The following is a 13,680-nucleotide window of genomic DNA, read 5'->3' on the forward strand; positions in this document are numbered from 1 at the left end:
AGGGCTTCTAATACTCGAAAACGACTATTTACAGTCGTGTCCTGTGGTTCAAATTTGGCATTGCCTTCCATGTTCGACTGTCCAAAACAGAGGTAAATATGAAACTTGGGGTTTTGTGAGAAAGACTTATTGGCAATTAATAAACAAGTAGATAAGAAGATGATATATATTTTGTGTTTTGCGTTTGTTTTCTTCACGATTTGAGACTTTATATTTTTATAAATAGTTTATTTTCAATTAGTTAATTATTTATGAGGCTATAAATTTTGCCTATTTGAGTAGGTATATCTATCAAAAAAGTAGGTTTTAAATTCAAGGAGCTTAATGAAGCAGATTCCGATATAATTGGTTTCGCTGTTTCATTTACAAAGTAAAAAGGGTTTGGGTTTTCTCCTTTTGCAACATTTAAGGCTTGTCCATTATTGCTTTTCATTTGGTTGGGCAGTCGTAGTCTTAAATTGCCGCCTAAGTTCGACTTTACGATTAATTTTACCAGTTTTGAATCTTGCCATTTGATTTCTACAATTTCAAAACCTCCCCTTGCTTTCAAACCACCGATGCTTCCTGAAGTCCACACATCAGGCAATGCAGGTAGTATTTGTATAGCTCCATCAGAACTTTGCATAAGCATTTCAGTAATCCCGGAAGTACACCCAAAATTGCCATCAATCTGAAAAGGTGGGTGCGCATCAAAAAGATTGTTATAAGTTCCACCCGCTCCACGCTCATTTCCGATTGGAGTGAGTTGATTTTGGATTAATTTATAAGCGTGATTTCCGTCTTGTAATTTTGCCCACCAATTCACTTTCCAACCCATACTCCAACCTGTTGAAACATCCCCACGTTGAATTAATGTATTTTTAGAAGCCTCAAAAAGCTCAGGGGTGCGATAGGCCGATATTTGATTGGAAGGAAATAAACCGTACAAATGTGAAATATGACGGTGATTATCTTTGGGGTCGTCAATATCATCGAGCCATTCTTGCAGTTGGTTGTGTTTACCAATGTGCATGGGAGGTAATTTTGCCCGCATTTGTTTTAAAGTATCCACAAAAGAAGCATCTTTTTTAAGCATTTCAGCCGCTCGAATGGCGGTATTAAAAACATCAAAAACAATTTGATTGTCCATCGTTACGCCCGCATCAAGTGATGAGCCATCGTGGGCAGCGGGTGCATTTTCTGGTGAATTTCCAGGGTTTACAACCATCCATTTATATTTGGGATGTTCAACCAAAAAGTCAACATAAAACATGGCCGCACCCTTCAAAGCTGGATATACCGAAGTTAAAAATGCTTTGTCGCCTGTGTAAAGGTAATGCTCCCAAAGATGTTGACTTACCCAACCGCCTCCCGCCGTCCACATTCCCCAAAAAGCTCCATCAATCGCACCTGTTGCTCGCCAAATATCTGTATTATGATGCGCCATCCAACCTCTGGCTCCGTACATATCTTTAGCAGTTTTTTGACCAGTTACCGAAAGTTCCTGTACCATTTTCAAGAATGGCTCGTGCAATTCAGAAAGATTGGTTTTTTCGGCAGGCCAATAATTCATCTCAGCATTGATATTGATGGTGTATTTGCTGTCCCACGGAGGGCTAAGTTTATTATTCCAAATGCCTTGAAGATTAGCCGCTTGTCCGCCAGGTTGTGAAGATGAAATTAATAAATAACGTCCAAACTGGTAATAAAGAGCCACCATTTGGGGGTCATTGGTATTTCTGAAATTATTCAAACGTTCATCAGTTGGTAAATTGGCAGCGGCGGAACTGCCCAAATCAATTTTTACCCGATTGAAATATTTTTGGTAAGCTGCGATGTGCGTAGCTTTTAAATGCTCATACGTTTTGCCGTAAGCATTATTCAAATACGTAACTGCACGTCTTTCTTCTTCGCCGCTTAGGTCGTTGTAATTATTAAAGTTTGAAGCAATCGAAATGAAAATCGTAGCAGCATTAGCTTCTTTTACCATTAAAGATGTATCGGTTTTCAAAAGTATTCCACCTTCCAATTTAATTCGGGTAATGCCCATAAATTCTACCAGTCCTTTGATGCCATCTTGGTCACTGGTGGTGCCATTAATCTGTAAATCGTTTTGATTGATGGTAAAAGATTTTTTCTTGTGTGGAGAAGTATAATTGGCGATAAAGGAAAGTTTGCCCGATTTATTAGCAGATATTTTCATCACAATTACTCTATCCGCAAAGGAAGCGAAAGCTTCACGAGTAAATGTAACATCGTCTACCGTGTAGGTAGTTTTTGAAATGGCTTTTTCAATATCCAATTCACGGTAATAATTAAGGTATTTTTCATGTCCCTGAAAATTCAGGTTTAAATATCCAACGGGCTGAAACATTTGTCCTTGCGATTTTTTGGAAATAATAGCCTTATTTGCCAAGTTTTCAGCTTCTTTATGATTTCCCTCAAAAATCATTTTCCTTATTTCGGGCAAAGCAGCCAACGCATCGGGATTATCGTTTCTATTTGGACTGCCACTCCAAACCGTATGTTCATTGAGCTGAATGATTTCATTTTCACCGTTGCCGTAAACCATTGCCCCCAGACGCCCATTACCTATTGGCAAGGCATTTTCCCAAATTTTACCAGAGGGTTGCTTGTACCAAAGTTTTAAGGGCGTTTTTTGTTGAGCTTTTGTAAATAAAGCCGTTATCAATAAGAAAAATATTAAAAGTTTTTTCATAGCGTTTAAAGTTAAATTTATTTGAAATTTAGTTTTGAGACATAAAAAACTAAGATTTTTAAGATTGTTTTATTGGTGGTTATTTGTGAAATTTATCAATTTTCAATTTGCTTGATTATTTTCCATTATTTATTTTGATTAGGTAAAACTATTATTTTATATGTGTCAAATATACACAAATATAATTATACGTTTTATATAATATTTTAAAAGTAAAGTTATATTTTTTTAATTGAGACAAATGATCTGTAAATAGCTACACTTGCATGAATTGTAGCTACTAATTGAAAAAATATAGGAATTAAATAAAGTTGGAAGACTGGATAATTTTTAGGACTACATTTTATCTGAACTGCTAACAATTAGCTTTTTTTGCAAATATGTTAGCAGTTCACAGAAAAAATATCAATAACCAGGATTTTGTGTAAATGCTGGCCCTTCGACCGTGCGGTCTATTTCAGATTGTGGTATTGGTCTCAAAGCGTGAAAATCTTTCACATACGGACTTGCTTCTTTATTCCAAAGTTGTACTCGTCTTACTAAAGATTTTGTTCGTACCAAATCTTGGTTTCTCATCCATTCTCCAAAGAGTTCACGGCTTCTTTCATCTAAGATAAAATCAACCGTTACATCATCTGCTTTTATCAACATTGCCGTAACGGCTGCGGTATTTTGAGCGGTTGTATTGGTCTTACGATAAGCGGCTCTCTGACGTAACACGTTCAAAAGTTCAGCGGCTTTGTTTTTATTTCCTGCTTGTAAATAAGCTTCTGCACCTATGAGATAAATTTCCGCAAAACGAGTGAGTACGACAGGACGAGTTGATGGATCGTTGAAATTAGTTCCACGACTTGGATCCATTTGTTTCTTGATAGCAGGATAAACATCTGATTTCCAAAGGCTTGGTGGCACAACGATTCCTTTAAATGGTCTTGTGCCAATGAATTGTGGAGCTCCAGCCACTTCAAAGTCTGGAAGCCAAACCGCTGTATCAATACCAATTTGGGTGGTATAACTAATGCCTCTTTTGTTGTTGGCAGTTGTGGCGGTGTTGGTGGTTTCTTTGTTAGCAAGATAGACCGTGTAAAATGTATTAGCAAATCTTGAATCAATATCTCTTCTAACAAAAGCTTGGTCCAGAAAATAGTTCTTACCTGTTACCGTTCCAGTAGTTTGCTTGTCACTATTTGGGCGAATACGTTGGTACGGACGACCATAATATGAATCACGAACCATCAACGAAGTTCCAGAATTCACCATAACGCCACCTGCATTTACATTTGAGTTTACGCCACTGTTATTGGGATAGTTCCAGTTAGCGAACCAAGGCGTAAGATTCTGACCAGCACCACCACTGGCACCACCACCAACCACATAGTAGCCAAATTTAGCATCATTTGAATGGTCACTGACGAACATCGTTTCTTTACCATAATCATTGGCAGGTACAAAAGCATCCCCGAAATCTTGCCATAAATCCAATCCGTAAGTTGTTTTATTAGCAATTATGTCGCTCGAAATTCTTGCCGCTTCTGCAAAATCAGTTTGTGAATTTGTCAACCAACCACGGGTAAGGTAAGCCTTTGCCAAGAATAACTGTGCCACAGGTTTGGTGGCAGCTTTACCCAAGAAGGGCGCCGTAGGTTTATCTGGTAATGCCGCCGCCGCTTCGGTTAAATCCTGAATAATTAATTTATAAACTTCGATTGCCGGATCTCTTTTTGCGGCTTGTGAAGGAACCGTTATAAATTCAGTATGTAAAGGCACATCTCCCCAAGTTTGAACCAAATAAAAATACCAAAATGCTCTCAAAAACTTAGCCTGTGCCAAATATTGTTTTTTTGTTGCTTCGGGTAAATCAATGCTTTGACCATATTTTAGTACGCCATTCACTGTGTTAATACAGGTAAAAGACGTACCCCACGCCGAACCAAAGTTTGTAGCATTCAATCCGTTAAAAGTATGAACCGGTCCACCACCACTACTGGCACCTTGAACGAATTCATCCGTTCCTGCCTGCATCTCGGAAGAAAAACCTTCCGTGCCCCATTGGTTACGAATTTCGTTATATACCCCTGCAATTCCCCCAAGTACGCCCGCTGGACTATTGAAATAAGAGGGTACGATTTGAGATTGAGGTTGTTCTTCAAGTATTTTTTCACATCCTACACTTAAAATTAAAGTTAAGGCAAGTATTGAAATATTTATTTTTTTCATCTTTTTGTCTGTAATTAAAATTTGAGATTTACACCTAAAGTAAACTGACGAACAGGCGGATTATTTAGGTTTACACTAATTTGACGGTTGAAATTTCCACCTTGGATTGTATTTCCATATCCATTTCCTTCGGGGTCAACGGCAAGATTATCGCTCACTAATGGCGAATAAAGAATAAATGGATTGGTAGCGTTCACGTATATACGAGCGGACGAAATGCCCATTCTGGCAAGCATTTTCGTGGGTACAGTATATCCCAAGTTGATACTACGCACTTTTATAAACGAACCATCTTGGTATTGCGTCGTTGAGGTAAAGTCTCTTATGCCACCACCAGCATTTGGTCTTGGAAAAGCATTCGTTGGGTTTTCAGTTGTCCAATAATCCATCACTAACTGATTTGAGCGGCCTTGGTTAAGAAATCCAAATCCTGAGCCACCACCCGATGTTCCAGCTAAATAAGGAACCAATACTTTCATACCCATACGAGCGTAAGTAACGATAGATAAATCAATGCCTTTGAAAGACATTCTACTCGTAAAACCACCTTCCCACTTTGGTTGGAAGTTTCCAATCACTTTACGGTCAGCCGCATCAATTTTACCGTTCCCATCTACATCTTCCACTCTGATTTCTCCAGGTACTTGAACGGGTGAAGTTTGTTTCGCTAACGTACCGTTATCTTTATCAGATTGTTGCCATATTCCAATTTTATTGTAATCGTAAATAACCGTAAGCGGTTGTCCAACAAACCAAAAATTACCTTTATTGTCTAATTCATTAGGCGTGGTAAGTTGCGTAATTTCCTCACGATTGAAGAAATAGGTAACATCGGTACTCCAATTAAATCCAGCTTTATTTCTGAAAATATCAAACGTTAAAGATGATTCAAATCCTGAACCTTTTGTTGCTCCTAAATTTTTCAAAGTAGAACCCGCTCCATTACTTTGAGGTAGGTTTACTGAAAGCAGAATATCCTTTGTATTTTGCTGATAAACGTCAAATGAACCCGTAATGCGACTATTTAATAATCCAATTTCCAATCCAACATTACTCTGAGCCGTTGATTGCCATCCTAAATTACTGGAAGGTAGACTTGTAACGGTATAGGCAAGTGATTGACCAGCAGTCGTAGTACCAAAGTTGTAATAACCCGCAGAAAGTGCTCCCAATGTGGCATAGGCATCGACGTTACGGTTACCCGATATACCCCAACCACCTCTTAATTTTAAATTAGAAAATACGGGAATATTTTTCATGAATGGCTCATCAATAATATTCCAACTGAAACCGATAGCGGGATAGTTAAAATATTGATTACCAGGCGATAAAGTTGAAGAACCATCTCTACGAAAAGTAGCAGTCATCGTGTATTTATCATTGAAAGTATAATTCAAACGTGCCATATACGAAAGTAAACCTGTTTCCGAGAAAAAGTTTCCACTGGTGGCATTAGCCGTTATCGCTCCCGAGGCCAAAGAAAAATTAGCGGTTTTGATATAATCCGCAGGAACCCCTTTTACGTTAAAATTTGAACCTAAACTATGGTTTTTAGTAACTTCATAAAGTGCAGTCAAACCTATTTTATGTTTGTTAGCAAATACTTTATCATAATATAATAAATGCTGGAAATTCACATCCCAATACTCAGTATTTCTAATATCTGCACTTGATACACTTTGGTCAACGCCCGTATTTACAAAAGTATTTGGTGGGGCATAGCCATTAAAATGTATTTGACTAAAGTTAAGACCAGCATTGAAGCGGTATTTAAGACCATCTATAATGTTTACTTCTGCATATAAACTATTGAAGGTTCTCAACGAACGCTCATTTGAAAGAATATCACTTCCACGAGTAATAAGCGTCAAAGGAGTTACTGCTTGAGATTCAATCGTACCTTTTTTAGGGTTTAAATTGACACTTCCATCAGCGTTATAAGGCAAAACCAAGGGCGATAAACGTACCAATTCTGTTGGAATTCCCCCTCCCGCAGGGTCATTTCTATGGGTCATCGTATTGATGGTATTTAAACCAATTTTCAGATATTTCCCGATCTTTTGGTCTATTGTGGCACGGAGCGTCATACGGTCAAAATTTTGGTTTGGTAAAATACCAGTTTCATTAAAATAGCCAAGTCCCATGCCGTATTGCGTATTTTCTACACCGCCCTGCAAACCAAGTTGATGACTGGTGTTAAATCCTTTACCGTACATTAAACTTTGCCAATCGGTAGAAACCCCAGCGGCTAAATTGGCTTTTTCTTCCTCCGTTAATGGATAAGCCGTTGTACCCGCACCTTGTGTATTATATGCCGCCGATAAGTCTTTGAACTTGGCATATTGTTCCCCATTCATCACGTTGTATTTACCCATCATGCTCGTTACTCCGTGATAGCCATCATAACTAAATACAGGTTTACTAATTTTACCTCTTTTGGTAGTTACTAAAATAACGCCACCTGCACCACGAGAACCATAAATAGCCGTTGCTGAGGCATCTTTAAGAATTTCAAGATTGGCAATGTCGTCGGGGTTTATGTCATTTAATCCACCAAAAGGAATGCCATCAACCACCACCAAAGGACCATCAAGCCCATCGCCACTACCCGTTGTCAGGGAGCGATTACCACGAATACGAATGGACGCTTGGCTACCAGGGGTAGAACCATTACTCACAATTGACACACCTGCAGCTCTTCCTTTTAAAGAATTCAAGAGATTAGGAGCTGGTACTTCTTTTAAAGTTGCCTCCGAAACTGATATAACCGAACCAGTTATGTCTCTTTTCTTTTGAGTACCATAGCCCACCACGATAACCTCGCCTAACTCTCTAATATCAACTTCTAAAACAACGTCAATTACGGTTTTTGAACCTACGTAAAATTCTTGTTTTACATACCCAATACTTGTAACGACAATCGTTGCATTTTTAGGTAAATTGTTGAAGTTATACTCTCCATTACTGTTAGCAACCGTACCAGTGGTTGTTCCTTTAATTAAAATTGAAGCCCCTGGCAACTCTTTTCCAGTGTCGGTAGTAACACGCCCTTTCAGGGTCTGAGCTTCGGCGGAAAAGCTGGAAATAGATAAAAATAGAATAACCCAAACCAAGAAATATGGAATATTCTTCCGCTGAAAAATAAGATAGTCGATTTTTTTCATAAGAATGTTAAATATGATTGTTTTAATAAAAAATTTAATCCTCCTTAGACAGAAGGCTTTTTTGATGGTGTAAAGTAAGTAGATGTATAAAAAAATGTACGGCACAAAATATCAAATATGATTCACAAATGTTCAATGAGATGGAAAAATGTCAATTTGACACAATTAATATTGCCCAAATAGAACATTTTGAGCGAAAGAGATGAATCAATCCAATAAGTGAAGAGTTATTGAGATTGAAAATTAAAAAAATAGTTTTTATTAAATTTTTTCTTTTTTAAGTGATAAAGAATGGTTGGCGAAACCTCGAGGAGAAATAAGGATGAGAATAATGAAAGATAAGAAGGTTGATTAATGGTAGAAGAAAATTAGCATTAACATTTTGGGTTCTTCTATAATTTAGACGGAAGGCTACGGAAGTCGTCCTTCAAAAAGACGACTTCCGTCTTTGACGATTGAATTTCGTATAATTCCAAAATTAAAATGCCTTAGTAATTTTGGATTACCAAGGCATTAATTTACGCATAAATCTCACATTAATTCTGCTGAATGATGGATACTTTTCCTGGGGTCTCTTTTCAAAAGTATGTATTCAGAAGGTGAGATATTATATTTTGCTTTGAAAGCTCTTGTGAAATAATTAGGGTTGGAGAAACCTACTTCATAAGCAATATGAGAGATTTTCATATCACTATTTTCTAAGAGCATTACCGCCTTTTTGAGTTTAATTGAACGGATAAATTCTACGGGTGTTTCGCCCGTGAGACTCAGAATTTTGCTATACATGGTTCCACGGCTCGTATTCATCTTTTTGCTAAGTTCCGTTACGGATAAATCGGGATTGCTGATATGATCTTCGATAAATTGAGAAATTTTTATTAAATACTTTTTATCCTCAGACATGAATCCAACTTCTGGAATTTCGATACTTATTTGTTTGGTATAAGTATCTTTAAAAACATTATTGAGTGCTAATAAATTACTAATTTTTAGATTTAACAACTGAAAATTGAACGGCTTAGTAAGGTAATCGTTTGCTCCTATCTGTAAACCTTTTAATTGGTCTATTTCTTCCGCCAAAACAGTTAATAATATTACGGGAATATGCTTGGTTCTATTATCATTTTTTAATTTTTTTACCAAGGTAATTCCGTCCATATTTGGCATACTAATATCACTCACAATGATTTCTGGATGAGCAGAAAGTGCTTTTTGCCAGCCTTTCATACCGTCTGATGCTTCTACTATTCGATATTGGTCTTTTAAACTTTCTCTAAGATAAATTCTAATGTCTTCACTATCATCCACCAATAATATGATAGGCTTTTCGATTTTAGAAGATTCGATAAATGCTTGCTCAGAATTCACAGGATGATTTATTTCTTCTTCCATTGGCATCAAAAGCTCATTACTTTCCATTTGTTTTATTTCGAGCAATGGTATCACAACACTAAAAATACTACCTCTACCTTCAATACTATCCACATTGATGGTTCCTCCATGAAGTTTGACAAACTCTTGGGTAATTGACAGTCCAATTCCACTACCTTGATTAAGAATATTATCTTGATTATTAACCTGATAAAACCTGTCAAATATTTTTTCTAATTTTTCAGCTGGCAAACCGATACCCGTATCACCGACAATCAACTTAATGCCATATTCAGCATCTGGTTGAATATGAAAATATACCTTTCCGTTTTCATTCGTAAACTTGATGGCATTGGATAACAGATTAAGCAAAATTCGTTCAACTTTATCCTTATCAAAAACGGTATAAAATTCAATCAAAGAACTATAAAAATCGAGGTGAATATGCTTTCGGTCTGAAATGTACTTGAAAGAATCAAATATCTCTTTGGCAACCGCCACTAAATCTCCTTCTGAGGTACGTAACTTCAATTCATTTTCTTCTATCTTACGAAAATCCAACAGTTGATTTACAATATTTAATAACCTTTTGGCATTTCTATTTATCAAATTCAAGGTATCAACTTTGTCAGAACTTTTTTCCTTGAATAATAGGCTTTCAATCGGATTCAAAATAAGGGTAAGTGGTGTTTTTAATTCATGACTCAGATTGGTTAAAAACTTGATTTTTAATTGTTCCATTTCCATTTTTCGCTCGGCTTCCGTGCGTTCTTTTTCGATAAAGTGTTTTACTTCAAGACGTTCCTGTGCCAAAGCAAATTCATTTCTCAATTTCTGAATTGCTCTTCTGCGAAGTGTCAAAAAAGTAAGCCCTAAAATCAAGAAATAAGCAGCATAAGCGTAATAAGTACGCCAAAACGGAGGATGCACAATAATTTCAATTACTTTTTCGGGCGTATGCCATGAACTATCTTCGCTTTTAGCTTTCAGTCTAAATTTGTATTCACCTGGGTCTAAATTGGTATAAACAGCGGTAGTTAAAGCACCTGCTTGATTCCACTCTTTATCAAAACCCTCAAGCATATACGTATATTGATTTTCCTGTGGTGCGGTGTAATTTAAGGCGACAAAATCTAAGGAAAAATTCTGCTTGTAACTGAGATTTATCTTTTTTAAAACCGATATTGGTTCGGTAATCTCCGTATTTTCGACTGGATTTATGCTTTTATGACCAATTTTTAAATCTGTAAATACAAGCAAGGGTATATTTTTATTCTGATTGAGAAATGAAGGATTAAAATAATTAAATCCTTCATTTCCCCCAAAATACATTTCTCCAGAACTGGTTTTTAGCCCCGCACCGATATTAAAATTACTCTGTTGGATACCATTATGATACGTATAATTCTTGAATACCTTTTTCTGAGGGTCAAAAACACTAATTCCTTTGTTGGTACTCACCCACAATTTACCCAAATCATCTTCTAATATTTTATAAATAACATCATTAGATAAGAGATTTTTTACACTATATTGATGAAATTTTTGGATTTTAGTATCATACAGACATAATCCTCCCCCCAAAACGCCCACCCAAATTTGCCCCGATTTATCACAATGAATTGCTAATATCATATCTAATGGCAGATTACTATTATCATGATTAAATACGATTTGTTTGTTCTGCCTTGGATTGTACATAATCAAGCCACCACCATTTGTACCAATCCATAGATTTCCTTGGAGGTCTTCTTCAATAGCCGTAATGTAGCCAGTAAATAAAATGTTCTTGACTTCTTTTTGCTGAAAAATTTGGCTAAAATGAATCAATTCGCCCGTTTTGATGTGGTATTTATAAAGTCCTTTACCGTTAGTGCCAATCCAAATATTCCCTTGTTTATCCGCCCGCAAACAATTCACAGGAATATTTGTAATATCAGTATTACTTTTTGGTATAGGTATATTCTTGATTACCTTTGCTGATAAATCCATCACGAAAATACCATACAAATAAGTACCTATCCAAAGTGTATTCTCCGAGCGTTCTAATGCCAGAATAATCCCTTTTTGAGCTTCCATTCCCAACAGCGGAATGGGTTTTAATAGTCCTGTTTTTTTATTGAAAACATTAAGTCCTTTATCATCAGTACCAATAAAAATATCCCCAGTAGGGCTTTCGGCGAATGAAAAAACAGAGCCAGCACTGAATCCTTCTATGTCCATATAATTTAGTTTCTTATGGTTGAAAAATGCCAGATTGGTATCAAATTTATTTACGCCTCTCTGTTTAGTGCCAATCCAATAGATACCACAATTATCCAAATAAATATCTCGGATGGAATGACCCACAAAACTTCCTATTCCACTATAATTATTTGAGGTTGATTTATCTATCCTAACCGTTTTGCCATTAGTTGGGTCAAAGATATTTAAGCCATCTTCCGTACCAACCCATATTTTATTCTCCTTATCAAAAGAAATTTTATAAATGCTATTATCACTTAATGTTTGCTCATCCGATTTTACACTTTTGAAAGACTCAAATGTTTGTTTTTGAACATCCATTTTATTGAGTCCCTCTGCGGTACCGGCCCAAATATTTCCCTCTTTATCTTCCGCTATGGTACGCACTATACCAATAGAAATACTCAATGGATTATTTTTATTATGCAAGAAACGGGTAAACTTGCCATTTTGGGTATTTAGTAAATGAAAACCAGCATTTGTACCAACCCACACTCGATTTTTACTGTCCTCAAATACACTCAGAATAGCCTCTGAATTTAGTTTGTCATTCCTTAATGGATTAGCTCTGTAACCAACTATTTTCCTTGTTTTAGGATTAAAATAATATAATCCTGTGTAAGTGGCAACCCAAATATTGCCAAGATGGTCTGCCTCTAAACTTCTAATCCAACCGAGTTTACTAAAATCAAAGTTGATAAAATTATTTAAACTTCTATTGTATAGCGATAAGGTGATATTCGTCCCAACCCATAAATTTCCATTTTTATCTTCTTGTATGGCCATGACAATCCCCCTGCCAATACTGGCCGAATCTGTATCATTATGCCGATAAACAATAAAATTTTGTCCATCAAATTTATTGAGTCCGTCATCAGTACCAAACCACATAAAGCCATATTTATCCTTCAAAATGGTATTGACCGAATTTGATGATAAACCATGTTTACTATTGAGGTTGATAAAGTTGTAACTTTTCTCTTGTCCAAATGTTGTTTGGAATACCAAAAGTAAAATAAAAAATAGATATTTATTTTTCATGGTTTGTCATGTTGTCCATTTATGAATATACTTTGCGTGGATAAATATTAAAATTTTGAAATAGCTAAAATTGAGCAATTTCGTTGCGACTAAACAAAACAAGGCTCATAGCATTAAATCAGAGAAGCCGAAATTGCTAAGCTAAAATACGAAATGTATCAATATTCTGATGCCCTTTTACAGAAAATATTTCCTTGTATTTATCTCAAAGCTAATGCAGGTTGAACTCATTTAAAAAATGCAATATGTTATTAAAATTGGGGAGTCGCTTAAATGTGGGGTTTTTATGCTTTCTTTATCGGTTATTTTATTAAGAAGTTACAAACATAATATACGAACAATGGCTAAATTTTCGGGGGTATTTCCACATTGAGTTCTTTGCAAATCTTCTCGAAAAGTAACGTCTAACTGCCAATGCAGCGGAACGCCGCCTGAACTATTTTCTATCCTCCAATGATTACGAATGTATTGATTAAATGCTTTGGGTTCGAGGGCTAAATCACTGAGATAAGAACGAGTTTCAAAACTGACTTTACCTTTGATTTCTCTTTTGGATTCTACAATAATAGTACTTTTAAGATGTTGCCAAGAGGTTAAATCATCGTATGGGTTAGGTTATTTTCAACATAGCAAGTCCTTGTTTCAATTCTACGACTACCAAAGTCAATATGTTCATCTTTAAGTAGTTGAATATTAACTTGGGCAAATTGTTGACTAACTTGCTGACAGATATTTATGTTATTATTCTTTAACGCTAAGATATAATGCCCTTGTTTTCTGAAATAAAATCAGCATTTTTAACATCACAAGCAATGGCATCGATTGATACTATACTACCTTTTAAATCAAGACTATTAAGTAAATCAGGGACGACTGTTTTTTCATTAGATTTTAAATCTACTTTTTGCTGTCCTAAGATTAGTATTTGGTCAGAAACCCAAGCAC

General features: G+C 36.1%; 4 protein-coding genes and 2 pseudogenes. All 6 read right to left on the reverse strand.

Translation table 11 applies throughout. From position 1 onward, the window contains the following. A pseudogene (locus AC1W31_RS03175) lies at positions 1-164 on the reverse strand (sialate O-acetylesterase); the annotation flags it as partial. A 77-nt stretch (positions 165-241) separates the two neighbouring features. Beyond that, positions 242-2,698, reverse strand: a complete 2,457-nt coding sequence (locus tag AC1W31_RS03180) for a glycoside hydrolase family 95 protein (RefSeq protein ID WP_481732955.1) — start codon at positions 2,696-2,698, stop codon at positions 242-244. 405 nt (positions 2,699-3,103) lie between these two features. Beyond that, the gene (locus AC1W31_RS03185; protein WP_481732956.1) at positions 3,104-4,915 is read right to left on the reverse strand and encodes a RagB/SusD family nutrient uptake outer membrane protein; all 1,812 of its coding nucleotides are present in this window, start codon (positions 4,913-4,915) and stop codon (positions 3,104-3,106) included. Positions 4,916-4,929: 14 nt separating this feature from the next. After that, a complete protein-coding gene (locus tag AC1W31_RS03190; protein WP_481732957.1) occupies positions 4,930-8,079 on the reverse strand; it encodes a SusC/RagA family TonB-linked outer membrane protein in 3,150 nt (1,049 codons plus the stop codon). A 531-nt stretch (positions 8,080-8,610) separates the two neighbouring features. Next, the gene (locus tag AC1W31_RS03195) at positions 8,611-12,735 is read right to left on the reverse strand and encodes a hybrid sensor histidine kinase/response regulator transcription factor (RefSeq protein ID WP_481732958.1); all 4,125 of its coding nucleotides are present in this window, start codon (positions 12,733-12,735) and stop codon (positions 8,611-8,613) included. A gap of 318 nt (positions 12,736-13,053) precedes the next feature. Beyond that, a pseudogene (locus AC1W31_RS03200) lies at positions 13,054-13,320 on the reverse strand (ISAs1 family transposase); the annotation flags it as partial. Positions 13,321-13,680: the final 360 nt, after the last annotated feature.

It is taken from the genome of Arcicella sp. (assembly GCF_964672035.1).